Consider the following 21,499-nt stretch of genomic DNA (forward strand, 5'->3'; position numbering starts at 1 on the left):
CGGGCCGGGTGGGTGGGGCGTGCAGGACCGTTGGCGCCATGGATGGCGCCATCGAGCCCCCATGGATGGGTTTACGGCGTGTCCTGCACGCCCCACCCACCCGGCCCATCACCCGCATCCATCAGTGCGCGCGCCGCAGAGGGGCAGCGCCCGGTGGAGTGGAATACCTCAGTACCGCTTGATTCCCGGCACCGTGCAACCTTCAATCTGCGCATGCGCCGACACCGCGTTCTCCTTCTCGCCGCGCGCCAGGCGCGACTGCTCGATCGTCGCCCAGTGCCGGCGGCACAACGGACCGGTCTTCGAACCCAGATCGACCGCCTTGCGCGCGAATGTCTCCGCCTGCGCCCACTGGCCCTGCAGCAGCGCCAGCTCGGCACGCTCCTGCAGCACTGCCGGGTCGTCGGCCACGATCTGCAACGCGTGGTCCAGGCTGCTGGCCGCACCGGCCAGATCGCTCGCCTGGCGCTGTGCCTGTGCGGTCAAGCGCAGATCCTCCACCTGCGAATCACGCAGCGGTTGCACCGACAACTCCTTGTCGTCCGGACCCGCCGCCGCCTCGACCGCCGCCAGTCGCTGCGCCGGGGTGGTGGTGGCGACCGGCTTGACCACCGGAGGTGCGCTGCTCACGCAGGCAGCCAGGGCCAGGCTGAGACCAGCCACGGACAGTGGGTGCAGCAGGTTTCGGATGTTCATCGGTTTCATCGGCTCGGAGGGAGTGGCCGCAGCCGGGGCTGCGGCAGGTTCTGCGGGCGGGTCCGGCTTGCGATCCAGGCCGAACCAGCTGCGCCAGCCCCCGCCCTCACCTTCGGCACCCTCCTGGGCCTCGGGCGAAACGGCGGGCGCACACGGCGCATAGGCGGGCGCATAGCCCACCACGAACGGGAAGCGGCGTGCGCCGGGGCAGCCGTCGTCGGTGCTGTTGATGCCCGTGGCCGCCACCGGCTGCCAGTCCAGCCCCTTGTTGCTGACCCGCAACGGCGCGCTCGGCAGGCGCTGGAAGATGCCCGACCACACCCGCATCGCGCCGGTGGCGCCATACAGCCCGGCCTGCTCGTTCTGGTCGTTGCCGATCCAGATCACCGCCAGATGATCGCCGGTGTAGCCGGCATACCAGCTGTCGCGGCCATCGTTGGTGGTACCGGTCTTGCCGGCCGGTTGCAGCCGGCCCAGCCCGTCGGCATTCAGGCGCTGCGCGGTACCGCTGGACACCACCTGTTGCAGGCCGACGCTGATCAGGTTGGCGGCGATCGAGTCGCCTTCCTGCGCCGGCGCCGGAGTCTTGTCATAACGCTTGAGCAGCTTGCCCTGCGGATCGAGCACGCCACGCACCGCATGCAGCGGCTGGATCTCGCCGCCGGACGCCAGGAACTGGTACAGCTGCGCCATCGCGTACGGGCTCTGGTCGGTCGAGCCGAGGATCACTGCGGGGTTCGCCTCGGCCTTGATGCCGGCCAGCACGTGGATCAGCTGGGTCACGCGCTCGGGGCCGACCTGCATGCCTACCCGTACCGTGGCCTGGTTGTAGGAATGGGCCAGCGCATCGATCAGGCGCACGGTGCCATGGCTGCGGTTGTCCGCGTTGCCCGGGCTCCAGTTGCGGCCACGGCCGAGCTGCACCGTCACCGGCGAATCGTCGACCCAGCTGGCCAGCGAGTAGCGGTCCGGCTGCGCCAGCGCCAGCAGGTACACGAACGGCTTGAGCAGCGAACCCACCGGACGCTGCGCTTCGATCGCGCGGTTGAAGCCGACCTCGGAGACCTCACGGCTGCCGATCACCGCCAGCACATCACCGTTGTGCACGTCGGTCAGTACCATGCCGGCCTGCAGTTCGGGCCGACGCTTGCTCTCCAGCGATTTGACGGTACGGGTCACCGCACCTTCGGCATAGGCCTGGGCAGACGGTGACATGCCGCTCATCACGCTCAGGCCGGCGCCCTGCAGCGCCGATTCCGGATAGTCATGGCCCAGCTGGCGGCGGACCAGATCCACATAGGCCGGGAAGCGGTTGGCCGCCACCAGGCCCGGCGTCTTGGGCACACCCAGCGGCGCCTTCAGGGCGCGCTGGTACTCGGCATCGTCGATCAGCGTCGCCTCGTGCAGCTTGCCCAGCACGAAGTTGCGGCGGTCCAGCGCGCGTTCGGGGTTGCGTCGCGGATCGTAGAACGAGGGCCCCTTCACCAGACCGATCAGCAGTGCGATCTGTTCGGTTTCCAGTGACTGCAGGTCACGACCAAACCAGAACTCGGCGCCGGAGGACATGCCGTGGATGGCCTGGCTGCCGCGCTGGCCCAGGTACACCTGGTTGAGGTAGGCCTCGAAGATGGTGCGCTTGTCGTAGCGCGCTTCCATGATCAGCGCGTACAGCACTTCGTTGAACTTGCGGGTGACGGTCTGTTCCTTGCCGATGCCGAGCAGGCCGCTGCGGGCCAGCTGCTGGGTCAGCGTGGACGCGCCCTGGCGGCTCTGGCCGCCGGAGCGCACGGTCACCCACACCGCGCGCGCGATGCCGGACAGGTCGATGCCGTGATGGCGGTTGAAGTCCTTGTCTTCCACTGCCTGCAGGCCGGTCACCAGCAGGTCAGGCGCCTCGTCCATGCGGATCAGGCGGCGTTCTTCCTGCTTCTGGCCATACAGCGTGGCAATGCGCGCCGGGTCCAGCCGCGCAGCCTTCAGGGCCTTGCGGCTGTCGGCATCGCGCAGCGAGGCCACGCCACCGTCGGCCAGCGACAGTTCCACCCGGCGCGGGGCCACCCGGCCATCGACATCGTTGTATCCGCGGCTGGAGATGACGAAGCGCCCGCCGTTCACCGCATAGGTGGCCGGCTCCTTGCCCTGCCCGTCATCGCGGTAGGCCGAGGCCGCCAGTTCGGTCTTCAGCGTGGCCGCATCCATCGCCTTGCCGGGCGTGAGGACCAGCGGGCGCGCGTAGACCCGTGTCGGGATCTGCCAGCGCAGTTCGCCGAAGCGCTGGGTCACCTGTTGGTTCAGGTACAGCGTGTACGGAATCAGGAAGCCCAATCCCAACGCGACTGCCGCCATGCTCCAGGTGATCAGCCGGCGCCGCCACAGCGGGCCACCGTCCTGCGGGTCGTCGTCGAAATCGTCGATGTCGTCGGAATCGTAGCGTCGGGGCACGGGAATGCGAGAATGTAAGGTCTGGCGAGTCTACCCCAGCCACTACGGCTGGCGGATTCCCGCCGATTCCCCTGCTTAAGCTGGAGTTGCAACCGGATGGCGATGTCCCTGGCCGAGATCCGATACCTGATCAACCGCCTGAGCGGCCTGGCCCGGCGCAGTCTGGCCAGCCTGCGCACCCGTGGCTGGCGGGCGACCTGGCAACGGATCCGCGTCCATACCCAGCGCGCCGTCCCCGCCCCGCGCACGCCGCTGTACCTGCCACCGGCCCAGGCGTTTGCGCCGTTCGCGGTGCCGTTCAGCGAAACACCGGTGGTGAGCATCATCATCCCGGTCTACAACCACGTCGAGCACACCCTGGCCTGCCTGCGCGCGCTGGCGGCGCATCCGCCGGCCGCCGCGTGCGAGATCCTGGTCGTGGATGACGGCAGCAGCGATGCCACCACGCACTGGATGCCGCAGGTGACCGGGCTGCGCTACGAGGTGCGCGCGCACAACGGCGGTTTCATCGACGCCTGCAACGACGGTGTGTCGCGCGCACGCGGCCGCTATGTGGTGCTGCTCAACAACGATACGGTGCCGCAGCCGGGCTGGCTGGATGCCCTGCTGGACACCTTCGGCAGCGTGCCCGACGCCGGCCTGGTCGGCAGCCAGCTGCTGTACCCGGACGGCCGCCTGCAGGAGTCGGGCGGGGTGATCTTCGCCGACGGCAGCGGCTGGAGCTACGGGCGTTTCGAGGCCGCCGACGACCCGCGCTTTGCCAGCCTGCGCGACGTCGATTACTGCTCCGGTGCCGCCGTGATGCTGCCGCGTGCACTCTGGCAACAGCTGGGCGGCCTTGATACCCGCTACCGGCCGGCCTACTACGAAGACACCGATCTGGCCTTCAGCGTGCGCGCACAGGGCCTGCGGGTGCTGGTGCAGCCGGCCAGCCGGGTGATCCACGACGAAGGCACCAGCAATGGCACCGACACCGGCAGCGGGGTAAAGGCCTACCAGGTGCGCAACCAGGCCATCTTCGCGGCCAAGTGGGCGGCCGAACTGGCCCGCCATCCGGCGGTCGGTGAAGTGCCCTCGCCGGCACTGCTGCTGCGTGGCCGCCGCCAGGTACTGATCCTGGACGAGGAAATCCCGCAGCCGGACCGCGATTCCGGCTCGCTGCGCCAGGTCAATCTGGTCCGCCTGCTGCTGCAGGGCGGTGCCCATGTGGTGTTCGTGCCGACCCGGCGCGAGCATGCCGGTGCCGCCACCGAAGCGCTGCAGCGGATGGGCGTGGAGGTGTGGTACGCCCCCTTCCTGGACGGTGTGGCCGGCTGGCTGCGCAACCACGGCGCGCGCTTTGATGTGGCCCTGCTGGTGCGCCATCACGTGGCCCACGAGTGCCTGCCGCTGCTCAAGCGTTACGCCCCGCAGGCGCGCACCGTGTTCGATACCGTCGACCTGCATTACCTGCGCGAACGCCGCGGCGCCGAAGTGGCCGGCGATGCCACCCTGCTGCGTGCGGCCGAGCGCACGCGCAGCAGCGAGCTTGCGGTCATGGAACAGTGCGACATCACCGTACTGGTCAGCGCCGCCGAGCGTGAGCAGCTGCAGGCCGATGCGCCCGGCGTGCGCGTGGAACTGATCTCCAACCTGCACGAAGTGGCCGGCGCCGGCGCGCCTTACCACCAGCGCCACGACCTGGTCTTTGTCGGCGGTTTCCGCCACCCGCCGAACCTGGACGGCATGACCTGGTTCCTCGGCGAGGTGTTCGGGCGCATCCGCGAGCGCCTGCCGGAGGTGCGCCTGCACTGCATCGGCGCAGCCGCGCCGGAGGCATTGCGGGCACTGGCCGAGCGCCAGCCGGGCGTGCAGATGCACGGGTTCGTCGAGGACATCACGCCCTACATGGACGGCGCGCGCATCGCCATCGCGCCGCTGCGTTTCGGTGCCGGCGTAAAGGGCAAGATCAATCTGAGCATGGCCCACGGCCAACCGGTGGTGGGCACCACCTGCGCGGTCGAAGGCATGCACCTGCATCCCGGCCAGGATGTTCTGGTGGCCGACGATGCCGCCGGCTTCGCCGAGGCGGTGGTGCGCCTGTACCAGGACCCGCAGCTGTGGCAGCAGCTGTCCGATGCCGGCTTGGCCAACGTGGCCGAGCATTTCTCGCTCGATGCGGCCCGGGCGACCGTACAGCGGGTGTTCTTCGCCTAATCGGCGCGTGCGCCGGCGCGGCGCAGGCGGTCTTCGAACGCGGGCAGCTCGGCCAGGTCCGGTTGCAGCTGGCGGGCCTGTTCGGCGGCGTGGCTCGCGAATGTCACATCACCACTGCCCAGCCGCTCGCTGCCGATTGCCAGCCAGCGCTGGGCCAGCCGCAGGCGCGCGGAGGGCAGACCGGAGGCGGTCGGCGACAAGGTCTGCCAGGCCTGCAGGCAGGCCCCGGCGGCCTGCACGCGGTTCTGCCGCAGGTTGTCGTCGTAGCAGCGGCGGCTGGCGGGCAGCAGCCGCGCGGCGGCGGCCTTCACCCGAGCGTCCCGGGGCGCCAGCGACTGCGCCTCGCGCAGCGCATCGAATGCACTGTGGCCAGGAGGACTGATCCACTGACCGGCGGCCTCGGCGCGCTCGATCCTGCGCAGGTGGTCGCGCAGCTGGCGCTCACGCTGCGCAGTGCCCAGGCGCGGCTGCTGCAATGCGTGCTGGGCCTGCTGCGCGCGCGACAGCCGCTGCGCCAGCTGCTGCTGTGCCGCCGCGGACGCACCCAGTGCCGCCGCCAGCGCCGCATCGCGTTGTGCGGCCTCGAACTGGAAGTCATTGGCCAGCGTCTGGCTGCGCGCCAACACCGCCTGCAGCGTCTGCTCGCGGCCGCGCTGGGCGTTGGCATCGTCCGGTGCCGCCGCCAGCACGGCCAGGAACCCCTCGGCCGCCGCGTCCAGCTGCTGCCGCCGCAGCGCGCGATGTGCCTGCTGCAGCCGCTGGTCCACGGCCCGTGCCAGCGCTTCCTGGCTGGCCGGCAGATCGGCATGTCCGGCATCGAACTGGCGTGCGCGCAGCAGCATCGCCGCCGACTCGGCCAGCGCCCCACGCGCAGCGCGCGCGCGCCTGCTGCAGCAGATCGCTCAGTGCGTCCTCGCGCCCTTCCAGGGCCGGCAGGTTGTCCGGTTGCAGAGCCAGGATGCGCTGGAACAGGGGCAGCGCACTGCTGTCGCCGTCATCCAGCCGGCCCGCCGCGAAGGCGTTGCGCGCCTGCGCCAGCAATGCGCCGATACCCACGCCTGCACTGCGCCGCGCCTGCAGCTGGCGCGCCACGTCGTCGCCCTCTGCCTGCGGAACCTGCAGTTCGCGGGCCAACGCCAGCGCCTGCGCGCTGCCTTCCAGGTCGTCACGCAGCAGGCGGTCACGCGCCTGTTGCAGCGCCGCCGCACCGGTACGCGCCAGGCCCTGGCGCGCCTGCAGGCGATCACCGTCGAGCGCCAGCGCGGCCTGGTAGCGCTCGCGCGCACCACTGCCATCGGCCTCGCTCAGGCGCCCTGCGGCCAGCGCACGGTCACCCTCGGCCAGCAGTTGTTCAATCTGTGGCTCATCCCAGAACCAGTCGGCCAGCGGCCCACGCAGCAGCACCAGCAACACGAACACCGCCAGCGCCGCGACCAGCGCCCAGCGCCAGACCCGGCGCGCATGGCGTGCCTGCAGCCACCACCAACGGCCTTCGCGGCGGACGCGGTCCAGCGCCGGATGTTCAGCGCCATGCGGGCGATGCGGAGGCTCGCGTTCCATGCGTGCAGGGTAGCCGGGGCAGCGTGAAGCTCAGCCGAGGCGACGCGCCTCGCTCACACCCGGCAGCGCATCCAGCTTGCCCAGCAGGGTCGACAACTGGCCGTAGTCGCTCACCTTCAGGCGCAGCCGCAGATGGGCCCGGCCGCTGTTGCGCACGTTGTCGCTGTGGATATCGAGCACGTAGGCGTCTTCCTGGGCGATCAGGTTGGTGATGTCCTTCAGCAGCCAGCGGCGGTCGACCGCATCGACCACCACGTCCACCTCGTAGCCACCGCCTGCCTGGCCCCACTCCACCGGCAGGATGCGCTGCGGGCTGGTGGCCGCCAGGCGGGCCAGCGCGGCACAGTCTGCACGGTGCACGGTGACACCCCGGCTACGGGTCAGGTAGCCGACGATCGGTTCGCCGGCCACCGGCTGGCAGCAGCGCGCCAGCTGCACCAGCAGATTGCCCACGCCCTGCACGGTGAACTTGGACTTGCCCAGGTTCTCGCGGCGCGCGGTCGGACGCGGCAGAGTCGGTGCGGGCGCCGGTTGGCTGGCCGCACGCTCTGCTTCCAGCAGCGCCCGGCTGACCTGGTTGGGGCCGGTATCGCCCAGCGCCACCTGGATGTACAGATCATCGACGCTGTCGGCATGGAATTTCTTCGCCGCCAACGCCAGGTCCGAGTGCTGCAGCCCCAACCGCTTGAGTTCGCGTTCCAGCAGCTCGCGCCCGGCCTGCACGTTGCGCGCGCGGTCCAGCTTGTGGAACCAGCTGCGTACCTTCTCGCGCGAGCGGTTGCTGGCCAGAAAGCCCAGCGCCGGCATCAGCCAGTCGCGGCGCGGGTCGGCCTCCTTGCCGGTCAGGATCTCCACGCGGTCGCCGCTGCGCAGGCGATAGGTCAGCGGCACGATGCGGCCGTTGACCTTGGCCCCGCGGCAACGGTGGCCGACCATGGTGTGCACCTGGTAGGCAAAATCGAGCGGGGTGGCGCCCTGCGGCAGATCCAGCACCTCATCCTTCGGGCTCAGCGCATAGACGCGGTCTTCGGTCAGCTCGGCATCGAGCGCGCCGGCCAGTTCGTTGCCCTGCCCGTCCTGGGCCTGCTCCAGCAGCTGGCGCATCCAGGTGATCTTGCGATCGAAGGCCTTCTCCGCGCCCTTGCCGCCTTCCTTGTACTTCCAGTGCGCGGCCACGCCCAGCTCGGCCTGCGAGTGCATCTCGTGGGTGCGGATCTGCACTTCGATGGTGCGCCCTTCCGGGCCGACCACGGCGGTATGCAGCGAGCGGTAGTCATTGGCCTTGGGCCGCGCGATGTAGTCGTCGAACTCGCTCGGCACCGGCGCCCACAGCGCATGGACCACGCCCAGCGCGGCATAGCAGGACGCAACGTCGTCCACCATCACCCGCACCGCGCGGATGTCATACAGCTGGTCGAACGCCAGCCGCTTCTTCTGCATCTTCCGCCAGATGCTGTAGATGTGCTTCGGGCGGCCACTGACTTCGGCCTTGATGCCCTGTGCGACCAGCTCGCGCGACAGCACCTTCTTGACGTTCTCGACGTAGCGCTCGCGGGCGATACGGGTTTCGTCCACCTCGCGCGCGATGCGCCGGTAGGTCTCCGGTTCCAGATGGCGGAAGGCCAGGTCTTCCAGTTCCCACTTCAGCTGCCAGATGCCCAGCCGGTTGGCCAGTGGCGCGTGGATGTCGCGGGTGAGCTGGGCCAGCGCCCGGCGCTGTTCCTCGTCCAGCTTGTCGGCCGCACGCATGCGCGCCAGCTGCCGGGCCAGCAGGATCGGCACCACGCGCAGGTCGCGGATGATCGCCAGCAACAGCCGGCGCAGGCCTTCGCTGTTGCGTCCCGCTTCGCGCCCGGCGTGCAGCGCCCACACCGGATCGGCCGCATCCTGGCCATCGAGCAGGCCCACCACGGCGGCCTTGTGTGCGCCCAGCGGCAACTGTTCCAGGCTGGCACGCAGGCCGGGCAGATCGAACAGCAGTGCGGCCACCACCGCGCCTTCGTCGGCCGACAGCATCGCCAGCGCATCGAGGGTGTCACCCAGCACCGACCAGCTGGCACGCATCTGCGGGTCGCATTCCGGCGCTTCCCAGTGCTCGCGCAGGGCCTGGCGCAGCGGAGCAGGCAGCACCGCTGCCGAGGGACGGTTCAACAAGGCATCCAGGCCGGGGACGGAAGCGCGGTTCACAGCATCGAGCAGGCAAGACAGAGACCCCTACACTAGCGCCGGCGCCGTTCAGGGACAATCACCGCGGCCACCATCACCCGGCATGAAGACATGCCGCTACACTCGCCAACACACCCAGGAGAGACCCGCCATGCCTTCGATTGCCCCGCGCGTCCGCCCACGGCTGCTGGCCTGTGCCGCCGTGCTGCTGTCCCTGTCCGCGCCGGCACTGGCGCAGCGCACGGTGGAAGGCGACCTGCAGCAGCAGATGTCGCCGGCCGAGTTCCAGGCCGCCGGCCTGGACAAGCTCAGTGCCGCCGAACTGGCCTCGCTCAACCGCTGGCTGCAGGGCAAGGTGCAGGCCGCCACGACCCAGGCCGTCGCCACCGCGCGCGAGGAAGGCCGCCAGGAAGTGATCAAGAAAAACCGCGGCTTCTTCGACTTCGGCAGCGACGAGCCGATCGAAAGCACGCTGCAGGGCGAGTTCCGCGGGTTCGCAAAGGGCCGTCGCTACGTGCTGCAGAACGGGCAGGAATGGGAGCAGGTGGACGCCACCCAGTTCTCCGGCAGCGCCAGGCAGGCGCCGAAAGTGAGCATGCGCCCGGGCCTGATCGGCGTGTGGTACATGAAAGTGGACGGCGTGAACGTGCAGCCGAAGGTGCGCCGCGCCAAGTAACGCCACCGCTTTCCGGTAGCGCCGGGCATGGGCCCGGCGCTCCCCCGGAATCACGCCTGGCGCAGTGCCGCCACCCGCTGCGCCAGTTTCTTCGCCGAGATGCCGGTACGCGCACCCAGTTCCTGGGCGAACAGCGAAACGCGCAGTTCTTCCAGGTCCCAGCGCAGCGCCTGCCACTGCGGCCGCTCGCGCAACCCCTGCTGTTCGCCTACCTGCAGCGCCTCCAGGAACGGATGCAGTTCCAGCATGCGCGCCTGGTCGCGCGGCGGGTCACGCTTGGCGCGTTCGGTGCGCAGGATCATCGCCTTCAGATAGCGCGGGTACTGCGCCAACGCGTCGGCCGGGGTGTCACGCAGGAAGCCGGGGTGGATCAGCCCGGCCAGCTGCGCTTCCATGTCGTCCAGGTTGCCGCGCGCCCAGCCCATCAACGGCGCTTCCAGCATCGGCTTGAGTTCGGCCACCAGCGCCAGGATGCTCTCGGCCAGCTTCAGCCGCGACATCGCCTCGCCGAACAGGGCCTTGGCGGCATGCTCGCGACGCTGCTCGAAGGCCGCCGCCTCGCGGATGTCTTCCAGCCCCTCGGCCAGCACGGCGTTCATGGCCGCATCGACCAGGTCACCGCGCAGGCGTTCCTGCGATTCGATCGCCGCGTACAACAGGCCGGTCTTGGCGCCGACCGGCAACTGCTTGCGGGCCTGCTTGACCTTCTCGGCCAGGGCGATTTCCAGCAGGCGGCGCACGCCCAGCGGATGAGCCTCCTGCGCCTGCTGGCGGTCGGCGAAGATGCGCAGCGCCACGCTGTCGCCCTCGTCCAGCAAGGCCGGATAGGCCGGCACGCCCGCTTCGCCGGGCACCTGCAACGGAATCGGCGTGGCCGGGAAGCTGCGCAGCCCATCGGCCGCCATCTCGCGCCCGGCACGTGCGGCGAAGGCATCGCCGGCACGGCCACCGAATTTCGCGCGCAGGGCATCGAGTTCGCGCGAGGTCGCCAGCACCTTGCCCTGTTCGTCGCGCAGGCGCAGGTTCATGTGCAGGTGCGGTTCGATCGACTCCGGCTCGAAGTCGGTGGCCGCCACAGTGGCGCCGGTGGCCCGTGACAGGAAGCGCGCCAGTTCGCCGGTGATGGCATCGGCGCTGGGCTGCGGGAACGCTTCGAAGAAGGCTCGCGCGAAGTCCGGCGCCGGCACATAGTTGCGGCGCATCGCCTTGGGCAGGCTGCGGATCAGGGCCGAGGCCTTGTCGGCCACGAAGCCCGGCGCCAGCCAGCCCAGCTGCACCGGGTCCAACGCGTTGAGCAGGTGCAGCGGCACATCCAGGGTCACGCCATCGTCGTCGGCGCCCGGCTCGAAACGGTAGTGCAGCGGCAACCGCGCCTGGCCCAGCGCCAGGTACTTCGGGTAACGCTCCTGCTCGCTGCCCTCGCCGGGCAGCAGATCGGCCAGGCTCCAGTGCAGGGCCTTGCGCTGTTCCGGCGCCAGTGTCTTCCACCACGTATCCAGGCCTGCGGCCGAATGGATCTGCGGCGGCACCCGGTCCAGGTACCAGCGGGCCTGCCAGTTGTCATCGGCGACGATACCGGCCCGGCGCAGCTTGGCTTCTTCCTCGCGTGCGACCTCCAGCACCTTCTGGTTGTCGACCACGAAGCTGGCGCGGGTATTGATCTCGCCGGTTACCAGGGCCTGGCGCACGAAGATGTCGTGGGCCTCCACCGGCTCGATGCGGCCGTAGTGCACCGGCTTCTTCGGCGCCAGCACCAGCCCGAACAGGCTGATCTGCTCCGACGCCAGCACCTGGCCCTGCGCGCGCGACCAGTGCGGGTCGAAGTGCTTGCGCAGCAGCAGGTGCGGCAGTTCGGCAATCACCCAGTCCGGCTCGATCGCGGCCAGGGTCATGCCCCACACTTTCTGCGTATCCAGCAGATTGGCCGCCAGCAGCCACGGCGGCGGCCGCTTGGACAGCGCCGAACCCGGGAACGGCAGGAAGCGGCGCTGGCGTGGTGCCTGGAAATCACCTTTCTCGGTGCGGTGGCCGATCTGCGTGGGCAGGCCCGCCACCAGCGCCCGGTGCAGGGTCTGGTAGGCGGCAGCGCGCACGCGCTCGCTGAAACCGCCGCCGGCGGGCGCCTGTTCCATCTGTGCACGCACGGCCAGCGGCGCTGGCGCGGCCTCGGCCTTGCCTTCGCGGGCCAGGCGCGCAGCGCGGTGCAGTTGGCCACGGGTGGCCTTCACTGCGGCCGCGTCATCACGCGCCACGGCCGGCGCACTGCTGCCGGCCAGCAAAGGCGCCATCGAGGCCTCGCTGGTTTCCTCCTTCCAGCCCAGCTCCTCGCACAGCAGGCGCAGCTGGCGGTGCAGCTCGCGCCATTCGCGCATGCGCAGGAAGCCCAGGAAATGACGGCCGCACCAGTCACGCAGCTTCGATTGGGTCAGGTCTTCGTGGGCCTGCCGATAGGCATCCCACAAGCGCAGCACACCCACGAATTCGGAGCGGCCATCGGCGAACTGCGCATGCGCGCTGTCGGCCGCACCGCGCGCCTCGGGCGGGCGTTCGCGCGGGTCCTGGATGCCCAGGAACGAGGCGATCACCAGCATCGGCCGCAGGCAGCCGGCGGCCTGTGCGGCCACCAGCATGCGCGCCAGTTTCACGTCCACCGGCAGGCGTGCCATCTGCTTGCCGATGGCGGTCATGCGCCGCTCGGCATCGATCGCGCCCAGTTCGGTCAACTGCTGCCAGCCATCGGCCACCGCGCGCTCATCCGGCGCCTCCAGGAACGGGAAGTCCTCGATGCGGCCCAGGCCCAGCTGCAGCATGCGCAGGATCACCCCGGCCAGGCTGGAACGGCGGATTTCCGGATCGGTGAATTCCGGCCGCGCCTGGAAATCGGCTTCGGCGTACAGGCGGTAGCAGATGCCTTCGGCAATACGGCCGCAGCGGCCCTTGCGCTGGTTGGCGCTGGCCTGCGAGATCGGTTCGATGTGCAGTCGGTCCAGCTTGTTGCGCGGGCTGTAGCGCTTGACGCGGGCGAAACCCGGATCGACCACATAGCGGATGCGCGGCACCGTCAGCGAGGTTTCGGCCACGTTGGTGGCCAGCACGATGCGCCGGTTCGGGCCCGGATTGAACACCCGGTCCTGGTCCTGGTTGGACAACCGCGCGTACAGCGGCAGCACCTCGGTGTTGCGGTACTTGCGGCGCTCCAGCGACTGGTGCGCATCGCGGATCTCACGCTCGCCGGGCAGGAAGATCAGCACATCGCCACGCGCATCCAGGCGGGTGATTTCATCGATGGCCGACACGATGGCGTCGTTGACGGTGCGTTCGCCCTGGTCTTCGCCCTCGCCTTCCAGCGCGCGGTAACGCACCTCCACCGGGAAGGTGCGGCCTTCGACGCTGATCACCGGTGCATTGTCGAAATGCTGGGCAAAGCGTTCGGTGTCGATGGTGGCCGAGGTGACGATCAGCTTCAGGTCCGGGCGCTTGCGCAGCAGCTGCTTCAGGTAACCCAGCAGGAAATCGATGTTGAGGCTGCGTTCGTGCGCCTCGTCGACGATGATCGTGTCGTAGTTCGACAGCCAGCGGTCACTGGCGATCTCCGCCAGCAGGATGCCGTCGGTCATGAACTTGATGCGGCTGTCGTCGCTGACCTTGTCGTTGAAGCGCACCTGGTAGCCGACCAGCTGGCCCAGTTCGCTGTGCAGTTCCTGCGCCACGCGGCTGGCCACCGCACGTGCGGCAATCCGTCGCGGCTGGGTGCAGCCAATCATGCCGGCCTGGCCGCGACCGGCGGCCAGGCACAGTTTCGGCAGCTGGGTGGTCTTGCCCGAGCCGGTTTCACCGGCGATCACCACCACCTGATGATCGCGGATCAGCTCGATGATCGCGTCGGCTTCACGCGCAATCGGCAGCTGCGGGTCCAGAGTAATGGCCGGCTGCTGTTGCGCCCGCACCTGCCGGCGCTGCACCGACGCCTGCAAGGCCTGCTCGAAGGTGGCGGCCAGCGCCGCATCCTGTGGCTTGGCCTGGCACCGCGAGAGCATCCCCAGCAAACGGCCCCGGTCGCGGCTCATGGCGCCGTCGATGGCGGCGCGCTGCTGGCGCAGGCGGGGCGATGGATTTTTATCGATAGAGTTCATCAATCGGTTCGTTCAAAACTTTGAAAGCGACCAGTCATCACGACCGGTTTATTGTGAAGGCCAACGATTCCACAAGGAGGAACCCCATGGCGAAGACCAAGAGCACGACCAAGGCCAAGACCGGCAAGCAGAAGCTTGCGGCGGCGGCACCGTCGGCACCGAACATCGATATCGGGATCACCCAGGGCGACCGCAAGAAGATCGCCGACGGTCTGTCGCGCTTCCAGGCTGATGCGTTCACGCTCTACCTGAAGACGCACAACTTCCACTGGAATGTGACCGGGTCGATGTTCAACTCGCTGCACACCATGTTCGAGACGCAATACACCGAGCAGTGGGCGGCACTGGACGACGTGGCCGAGCGCATCCGCGCGCTGGGCTTCAATGCCCCGGGCTCCTACCGGGAATTCGCTGCGCTGACCTCGATCGCCGAGGAACCGGGCCTGACCGACAGTGCGGACTGGCGGGAAATGGTACGCCAGTTGGTGGTCGCCAACGAAGCGGTCTGCCGTACGGCGCGTGAAGTGCTGGACGTGGCCGCCAAGGGTGACGACGCCCCGACCGAGGACCTGATGACCCAGCGCCTGCAGACCCACGAGAAGTACGCCTGGATGCTGCGCTCGCTGCTCCAGTAAGGGTTTGGGGGCTCGGCAGGGCTTGCAGCCCTGCACCTGCCGAATCAACGTCAACGTCAAAGTCAAAGGCGGGTTTCCTGAGGGATGGCGGGGTGGGTCCGGTTGAGGGGGACGCCGTAAACCCCCTCCGGGGTCCGGCCCAGCCGCCGGCGGCTGGGCGTTCGGGCGCTTGCGAAGCAGTGCTTCGCAAGCAAAGCGCCCTCACCCATGGGGGCTTGGTCGCCGCATCCATGCGGCTCACACCCCCTCAACCGGACCCACCCCGCCTTCGACAGTTTTCCGCGATCTGCCGGCAAAGCCTGGGGTCAGATCCGTTTTCCGCAGGAGAACGGATCTGACCCCATTTTGATTGTCGATATCTGACAGATTTCATCCACGCATGGCGTGGATGGACCCACCGTTACCGGGAAACTGTCGGGGGCGGGGCGGCGTGGGCTTGCAGGACCGTTGGCGCCATGGATGGCGCCATCGAGCCCCCATGGATGGGTTTACGGCGTGTCCTGCAAGGCCACACCGCCCCGCCCAACCAGCAGGCACCCCAGAGCCGGCTGTTGCCTTTGACGTTGCTCTGGCCTGAAGGCTTCTGCAGGTGCAGGGCGCAGCCCTGCCGACTCCGCCGCCGGGGTAAACTAGCCGGATGGCTTCCCGTCCCGCGCACGACCTGCTCCAACGCGTCTTTGGTTACGACGATTTCCGTGGTCCCCAGCAGGACATCGTGGAGCATGTGGCTGCCGGCCACGATGCCCTGGTGCTGATGCCCACCGGCGGCGGCAAGTCGCTCTGCTACCAGGTGCCGGCCCTGCTGCGTGACGGTTGTGGCATCGTCATCTCGCCGCTGATCGCGCTGATGCAGGACCAGGTCGAAGCCCTGCGCCAGCTCGGCGTGCGTGCCGAATACCTGAATTCCACCCTGGATGCCGAGACCGCCGGCCGCGTCGAGCGCGAACTGCTCGCCGGCGAGCTGGACATGCTCTATGTCGCCCCCGAGCGGCTGCTGACCGGTCGCTTCCTGTCGCTGCTGTCGCGCAGCCACATCGCCCTGTTCGCCATCGACGAAGCACACTGCGTGTCGCAGTGGGGCCACGATTTCCGCCCCGAGTACCGCCAGCTGACCGTGCTGCACGAGCGCTGGCCGCAGATTCCACGCATCGCGCTGACCGCGACCGCCGATCCGCCGACCCAGCGCGAGATCGCCGAGCGCCTCGACCTGCAGGAAGCCCGCCACTTCGTCAGCTCCTTCGACCGCCCCAACATCCGCTACACCGTGGTGCAGAAGGACAACGCGCGCAAGCAGCTGACCGATTTCCTGCGCGGCCACCGTGGCGAGGCCGGCATCGTCTACTGCATGTCACGGCGCAAGGTGGAGGAAACCGCCGAGTTCCTGTGCGGCCAGGGTTTCAATGCCCTGCCCTACCACGCCGGCCTGCCGCCGGAGGTGCGCGCCAACAACCAGCGCCGCTTCCTGCGCGAGGACGGCATCGTGATGTGCGCCACCATCGCCTTCGGCATGGGCATCGACAAGCCGGACGTGCGCTTCGTCGCGCATACCGACCTGCCCAAGTCGATGGAAGGCTACTACCAGGAGACCGGCCGCGCCGGCCGTGATGGCGAAGCCGCCGAAGCCTGGCTGTGCTACGGCCTGGGCGATGTGGTGCTGCTCAAGCAGATGATCGAGCAGTCCGAGGCCGGCGAAGAACGCAAGCAGCTGGAGCGGGCCAAGCTCGACCACCTGCTGGGCTACTGCGAATCCATGCAGTGCCGTCGCCAGGTGCTGCTGGCCGGCTTCGGCGAGACCTATCCCCAGCCCTGCGGCAACTGCGACAACTGCCTGACCCCGCCAGCTTCGTGGGATGCCACCATTGCGGCGCAGAAGGCGCTGAGCTGCGTCTACCGCAGTGGCCAGCGCTTCGGCGTCGGCCACCTGATCGACATCCTGCGCGGCAGCGAGAACGAGAAGATCAAGCAGCAGGGCCACGACAAGCTGAGCACCTATGCCATCGGCCGCGACCTGGATGCACGCACCTGGCGCAGCGTGTTCCGGCAGCTGGTGGCCGCCAGCCTGCTGGAAGTGGATAGCGAGGGCCACGGTGGCCTGCGCCTGACCGATGCCAGCCGCGCCGTGCTCACCGGCCGCCGGCAGATCAGCATGCGCCGCGATCCGGCCAGCAGCAGCACCGGGCGCGAGCGCAGTGCGCAGCGCACCGGCCTGTCGGTGCTGCCGCAGGACCTGGCCCTGTTCAACGCCCTGCGCGGCCTGCGCGCCGAGCTGGCACGCGAGCAGAACGTCCCGGCGTTCGTGATCTTCCACGACAGCACCCTGCGCAACATCGCCGAACAGCGCCCGACCAGCCTGGACGAACTGGCCCGGGTCGGTGGCATCGGCGGCACCAAGCTGAGCCGCTACGGCCCGCGCCTGGTGGAGATCGTGCGCGAAGAGGGCTAGCGCCGGGCGAACGTAGCGATGCCCTTCGTAGAGTCGAGCTTGCTCGACTGCCGTTGGTTTCACGCCAGGAGCAGTCGAGCAAGCTCGACTCTACAGACCCCACCCTGGTGCGGGTCCAACCTTGAACACGCCATTCAGCAAGAGGTGCATCCGCGCCCGCTTGCGGCTAAATTGACGCCATGTCCCTCGCCTCGACCCTGCTCCGTGTCGTGCTCATGCTCAGCCTGTTGCTCAACGGGCTGAACGCGGCCATGGCCAGCGGTCATGAGGACATGGGGCGGATGGCCCATGCCATGGCCACCACGGTTGAAGGCGGCGATGCCGACTGCCACCACCACGCCGGCATGCAGGCCGGGGAAGCGCCGCAGGCCAAGGCCCCGGCCCACGACGCCCACTGCCAGATCAAGGACTGCGTGCGCAGTTGCGCCCAGCACCCGCTGCTGGTGGTGCAGCCGTTGCCGTACCTGGCCGGTCCCGGCCTGTCGCTGGCACCGCAGCCGATGCCGGCCAATGGCCGCCCGGCGCCGCCACTGCCGCCGATCTCACGCCCTCCCATCGGCTGATTCCCCACGCAGCGTGCGCGCTGCGCACCGGAGCCGGCGACCTGCCGGCGTCTTTCCGTGTCTGGAGTCATCCTCATGAATACCCGTAATCCCCCGGCCCGGGCGCCCTGCCCATGCCGTCGCGCCGCCTGTTCGTACAGGGCCTGGCCGCCGGTGGCGTGGTTGCCGGCATCGCTGCCGTCGGCGTGCCGCAGCGCGCGCTGGCCGCCGCCCGCGCCACCCCACGCCTGGCCGGCGCCCCGGCCGTGCTCAGTGATACCCGCATCGAACTGGCCATCGGCGAATCGCTGGCCAACTTCACCGGCCGCACCCGTCCGGCGATCACCGTCAACGGCTCGCTGCCCGCGCCGATCCTGCGCTGGCGCGAAGGCCAGACGGTGGATCTGTTCGTGCGCAACACGCTGGACCGCCACCCGACCTCGATCCACTGGCACGGCATCCTGCTGCCGGCCAACATGGACGGGGTGCCCGGCCTGAGTTTCAACGGCATCGGCCCCGGCGAAACCTACCATTACCACTTCGACCTCAAGCAGTCGGGCACCTACTGGTACCACAGCCACTCGATGTTCCAGGAGCAGGCCGGCCTGTATGGCGCGCTGATCATCGACCCGGCCGAACCGGCGCCGTACCACCACGACCGCGAGCACGTGATCATGCTGTCCGACTGGACCGACATGGATCCGGGCGCGCTGTTCCGGCGCATGAAGAAGCTCGCCGAGCACGACAACTACTACAAGCGCACCCTGCCCGACTTCCTGCGTGACGTGAAGCGCGACGGCTGGTCGGCCGCGCTGTCCGACCGTGGCATGTGGGGCCGGATGCGGATGACGCCCACCGATATCTCCGACATCAATGCGCACACCTACACCTACCTGATGAACGGCACCGCCCCGGCCGGCAACTGGACCGGGCTGTTCCGCAGCGGCGAGAAGGTGCTGCTGCGCTTCATCAACGGTGCCTCCATGACCTACTTCGACGTGCGTATTCCCGGCCTGAAGATGACCGTGGTCGCCGCCGACGGCCAGTACATCCATCCGGTCAGCATTGACGAATTCCGCATCGCCCCGGCCGAAACCTACGACGTGCTGGTCGAACCAACCGGGCAGGACGCGTTCACCATTTTCTGCCAGGACATGGGCCGCACCGGCTTTGCCGCCGGCACGCTGGCGGTACGCCACGGCCTGCAGGCACCGATCCCCGCGCGCGACCCGCGCCCGCTGCTGACGATGAGCGATATGGGGCATGACATGGGCGGCGGACATGCGGGGCACGACATGTCCGCGATGATGGGCATGGACCACAGCGCACATGGCGGCGGCACTACCGCCAGCAAGGCACCGAAGCATCCGGCCAGCGAGCGCAACAACCCGCTGGTGGATATGCAGAGTTCGGCCACCGAACCGAAGCTGGACGACCCCGGCATCGGCCTGCGCGACAACGGCCGCCAGGTGCTGACCTATGGCGCGATGCGCAGCCTGTTCGAAGACCCGGATGGTCGTGAGCCCAGCCGCGAAGTCGAGTTGCACCTGACCGGTCACATGGAGAAATTCTCCTGGTCGTTCGACGGCATTCCGTTTGCCAGCGCCGAACCACTACGGCTGAACTACGGCGAGCGCATGCGCATCGTGCTGGTCAACGACACCATGATGCAGCACCCGATCCACCTGCACGGCGTGTGGAGCGATCTGGAAAACGCACAGGAGGAATTCCAGGTCCGCAAGCACACCATCGACATGCCGCCCGGCACCCGCCGCAGCTACCGCGTGCGCGCCGATGCACTCGGCCGTTGGGCTTACCACTGCCATCTGCTGTACCACATGGAAGCGGGCATGATGCGCGAAGTGAGGATCGAAGAATGAGCCGCTCACTGCTTTCCCCAGCCTGCTGGCGCTGGGCCTGGCCACCGCACTGCCGGTGTTCGCGCAATCGCATGCCGGGCATGACATGGGCACGATGGACGCGCCGGCGAAGACTGCGACGACCGCGACCGAACCGGTCGATCATTCGAAGATGGATCACTCGACCATGGATCACTCGAAGATGGACCATGGCGCGATGCAGCCGGCGACGATGGACCATTCCACGATGGACCACGCCGCCATGGGTCACGGCACGCCCGCGCCGACCGAACCGCGCGAGCCGATCCCGGTGCCCACCGATGCCGACCGCGCCGCCGCCTTCCCGCCCATCGCCCACGGTGCGATGGAGCACGCGCCGGAGATCAACAGCCTGCTGCTGATCGACCGCCTCGAACACTGGGACGGCAAAAGCAGCAACGGCCAGGCCTGGGAAGCCACCGGCTGGATCGGCGGCAACATCAACCGCCTGTGGCTGCGCACCGATGGCGAACGCAGCAAGGGCCGCACCGAGTCATCGGCGGTTGAAGCCCTGTATGGCCGCAGCGTGTCGCCGTGGTGGGACGTGCTGGTCGGTGTACGCCAGGACTTCCGCCCCGCCGACTCACGCACATGGGCGGCAATCGGCATCCAGGGCCTTGCGCCGTACAAGTTCGAAAGCTCGGCCACGCTGTACATGGGCTCCGGCGGCCAGGTGCTGGCCAAGGCTGAAGTCGAGTACGACGTGCTGCTGACCAACCGGCTGATCCTGCAGCCGCTGCTGGAAGCGACGGTAGCGGCCAAGGATGAACCGGAGTACGGCATCGGCCGCGGCCTGAACAAGGTCGAAGCCGGGCTGCGCCTGCGCTATGAGTTCAGCCGCCGCTTCGCGCCGTACATCGGCATCAGCCACGAACGCAGTTTCGGCGACACCGCCGACTATGCCGGTGACCACGCCCGTGACACGCGCTGGGTGGCCGGCGTGCGGATGTGGTTCTGAGCAGCGGATCGTGAGCAACCGCCAGCCCCGGCAAACGCCGGGGCCGGCTACACTGCGCCTCGTTCCATTGCAGGCCCCGCCATGTCGCTGCAGATCCGCCGCGCCACCCTTGCCGACGTCGACGCACTGTCGGCCATTGCCATTACCACCTACAACGAAACCTGGGGCGACTCGTATCCGCCGCAGGAACTGCAGGATTTCCTGCAGGCGCACTACAGCCGCGAACCGCAGCGCGCCGAGCTGTCCGACCCGCGCAGTGCGATCTGGCTGCTGTTGGACGGCGACAACGTGGTCGGCTACCTGGCCGCCGGTGCCAACACCCTGCCGCATGCCGAGGCGCGCGAAGGCGATATCGAACTGAAGCGGTTCTACATCCTGGCCACACACCAGAGCGGCGGCCACGGCGCGCGCATGATGCAGGCGTTCATGGACTGGTTGGACCAGCCGCAGCGCCGCACCCTGTGGGTGGGCGTATGGGAAGAGAACTTCGGTGCGCAGCGCTTCTACGCGCGCTACGGCTGCAGCAAGGTAGGCGAGTACGACTTCATCGTCGGCGACACCCACGACCGTGAGTTCATACTGCGCCGCCCGTAACCGCGCCGTAGAGTCGAGCTTGCTCGACTGCTCTCCAGCCGTTGTAGAGTCGAGCCATGCTCGACTGCCTGTTACCAACAGTCGAGCAAGCTCGACTCTACAAAAGCGACGCGCCTAGAAATCAAACAGCTCCGACAGGAAGCTGTCCTTCTTCTTTTTCTTGTACCCATGGCCGTACTGCTGGCCACGGTTGTCCTCGTAGCGCTGTCCCAGGTGACGGGTATCGCGATGCATCACCGGCGGCGGCGCAGCGGCCGGCTGTGCCTGCACAGGGGCGGGCGGCGGCGGCGCAGCGGCCGGCTGTGCCTGCACAGGGGCGGGCGGCGGCACCGCAGCACCGGTGCCGGCACCCGCGCGTTCGATGATCTTGTCCAGCTCGCCACGGTCCAGCCACACGCCACGGCAGCCGGGGCAATAATCGATCTCGATGCCATGGCGCTCGGCCATCTGCAGGGTCTGGGTCTTGCACACGGGGCACAGCATGGGCATGGCTCCTGAAGGTCTGGCAACGACTCTACCTGCCCACGGATGACTGTGCGGCAACACATGACCGATGGCAC

The 21,499-nt window shown here is 68.6% G+C and carries 11 protein-coding genes and 3 pseudogenes; 8 read left to right on the top strand and 6 right to left on the bottom strand.

The annotated features are described in order from the left end of the window. Positions 1–168: 168 nt before the first annotated feature. Both N4G47_RS14720 and mrcB read right to left on the bottom strand, forming a co-directional pair. Entirely contained in the window at positions 169–705 is a 537-nt protein-coding gene (locus N4G47_RS14720) for a hypothetical protein (RefSeq protein ID WP_107231803.1), read from the bottom strand. Positions 706–714: 9 nt separating this feature from the next. Then, positions 715–3,138 (bottom strand): annotated as a pseudogene (mrcB, locus tag N4G47_RS14725) (penicillin-binding protein 1B); the annotation flags it as partial. Between the two features lie 96 nt (positions 3,139–3,234). Here mrcB and N4G47_RS14730 point away from each other — a divergent pair. Further along, on the top strand, positions 3,235–5,334 hold the full coding sequence (locus N4G47_RS14730) for a glycosyltransferase (RefSeq protein ID WP_475288089.1): 2,100 nt from the start codon (positions 3,235–3,237) through the stop codon (positions 5,332–5,334). Here N4G47_RS14730 and N4G47_RS14735 read toward each other — a convergent pair. Both N4G47_RS14735 and N4G47_RS14740 read right to left on the bottom strand, forming a co-directional pair. Further along, positions 5,331–6,894, bottom strand: a pseudogene (locus N4G47_RS14735) (hypothetical protein). The gene N4G47_RS14730 and the pseudogene N4G47_RS14735 sit on opposite strands and share 4 nt — an antisense overlap. A 30-nt stretch (positions 6,895–6,924) precedes the next feature. Then, entirely contained in the window at positions 6,925–9,081 is a 2,157-nt protein-coding gene (locus N4G47_RS14740) for a RelA/SpoT family protein (protein WP_475288093.1), read from the bottom strand. A gap of 130 nt (positions 9,082–9,211) precedes the next feature. Here N4G47_RS14740 and N4G47_RS14745 point away from each other — a divergent pair, with 130 nt between their 5' ends. Next, positions 9,212–9,736, top strand: coding sequence for a hypothetical protein (locus N4G47_RS14745; RefSeq protein ID WP_475288096.1), 525 nt, complete (start codon positions 9,212–9,214; stop codon positions 9,734–9,736). Between the two features lie 50 nt (positions 9,737–9,786). On the opposite strand, the gene hrpA is transcribed toward N4G47_RS14745, so the two are convergent. Then, complete coding sequence (hrpA, locus tag N4G47_RS14750; RefSeq protein ID WP_475288098.1) at positions 9,787–13,869, bottom strand: ATP-dependent RNA helicase HrpA; 4,083 nt, start codon at positions 13,867–13,869, stop codon at positions 9,787–9,789. A gap of 86 nt (positions 13,870–13,955) precedes the next feature. Between hrpA and N4G47_RS14755 the strand changes: the two genes are divergently transcribed. The 6 genes and pseudogenes from N4G47_RS14755 (at position 13,956) to N4G47_RS14780 (ending at position 20,939) form a co-directional block, all read left to right on the top strand. After that, positions 13,956–14,504, top strand: a complete 549-nt coding sequence (locus N4G47_RS14755) for a Dps family protein (RefSeq protein WP_006439098.1) — start codon at positions 13,956–13,958, stop codon at positions 14,502–14,504. A 637-nt stretch (positions 14,505–15,141) separates the two neighbouring features. Then, the gene (gene recQ / locus N4G47_RS14760) at positions 15,142–16,947 is read left to right on the top strand and encodes a DNA helicase RecQ (protein WP_475288100.1); all 1,806 of its coding nucleotides are present in this window, start codon (positions 15,142–15,144) and stop codon (positions 16,945–16,947) included. A gap of 179 nt (positions 16,948–17,126) precedes the next feature. After that, positions 17,127–17,510: a CopL family metal-binding regulatory protein gene (locus N4G47_RS14765; RefSeq protein WP_475288102.1), complete on the top strand. Its 384-nt coding sequence runs from the start codon at positions 17,127–17,129 to the stop codon at positions 17,508–17,510. A 113-nt stretch (positions 17,511–17,623) separates the two neighbouring features. Beyond that, on the top strand, positions 17,624–19,369 hold the full coding sequence (locus N4G47_RS14770; RefSeq protein WP_475288104.1) for a copper resistance system multicopper oxidase: 1,746 nt from the start codon (positions 17,624–17,626) through the stop codon (positions 19,367–19,369). After that, positions 19,366–20,345: pseudogene (locus N4G47_RS14775) on the top strand (copper resistance protein B). Before N4G47_RS14770 ends, N4G47_RS14775 begins: the two are co-directional and overlap by 4 nt. An 81-nt stretch (positions 20,346–20,426) precedes the next feature. After that, the gene (locus tag N4G47_RS14780; RefSeq protein WP_475288106.1) at positions 20,427–20,939 is read left to right on the top strand and encodes an N-acetyltransferase family protein; all 513 of its coding nucleotides are present in this window, start codon (positions 20,427–20,429) and stop codon (positions 20,937–20,939) included. 114 nt (positions 20,940–21,053) lie between these two features. On the opposite strand, the gene N4G47_RS14785 is transcribed toward N4G47_RS14780, so the two are convergent. Then, on the bottom strand, positions 21,054–21,422 hold the full coding sequence (locus tag N4G47_RS14785; RefSeq protein WP_475288107.1) for a TFIIB-type zinc ribbon-containing protein: 369 nt from the start codon (positions 21,420–21,422) through the stop codon (positions 21,054–21,056). Positions 21,423–21,499 lie beyond the last annotated feature (77 nt).

The organism is Stenotrophomonas sp. GSD10, assembly GCF_056172695.1.

Coding starts and splice junctions, on each gene's coding strand:
- N4G47_RS14720 (WP_107231803.1), bottom strand. CDS start 705: ATGAAACCGATGAACATCCGAAACCTGCTGCACCCACTGTCCGTGGCT.
- N4G47_RS14730 (WP_475288089.1), top strand. CDS start 3,235: ATGGCGATGTCCCTGGCCGAGATCCGATACCTGATCAACCGCCTGAGC.
- N4G47_RS14745 (WP_475288096.1), top strand. CDS start 9,212: ATGCCTTCGATTGCCCCGCGCGTCCGCCCACGGCTGCTGGCCTGTGCC.
- hrpA (WP_475288098.1), bottom strand. CDS start 13,869: ATGAACTCTATCGATAAAAATCCATCGCCCCGCCTGCGCCAGCAGCGC.
- N4G47_RS14755 (WP_006439098.1), top strand. CDS start 13,956: ATGGCGAAGACCAAGAGCACGACCAAGGCCAAGACCGGCAAGCAGAAG.
- recQ (WP_475288100.1), top strand. CDS start 15,142: ATGGCTTCCCGTCCCGCGCACGACCTGCTCCAACGCGTCTTTGGTTAC.
- N4G47_RS14765 (WP_475288102.1), top strand. CDS start 17,127: ATGTCCCTCGCCTCGACCCTGCTCCGTGTCGTGCTCATGCTCAGCCTG.
- N4G47_RS14770 (WP_475288104.1), top strand. CDS start 17,624: ATGCCGTCGCGCCGCCTGTTCGTACAGGGCCTGGCCGCCGGTGGCGTG.
- N4G47_RS14780 (WP_475288106.1), top strand. CDS start 20,427: ATGTCGCTGCAGATCCGCCGCGCCACCCTTGCCGACGTCGACGCACTG.
- N4G47_RS14785 (WP_475288107.1), bottom strand. CDS start 21,422: ATGCTGTGCCCCGTGTGCAAGACCCAGACCCTGCAGATGGCCGAGCGC.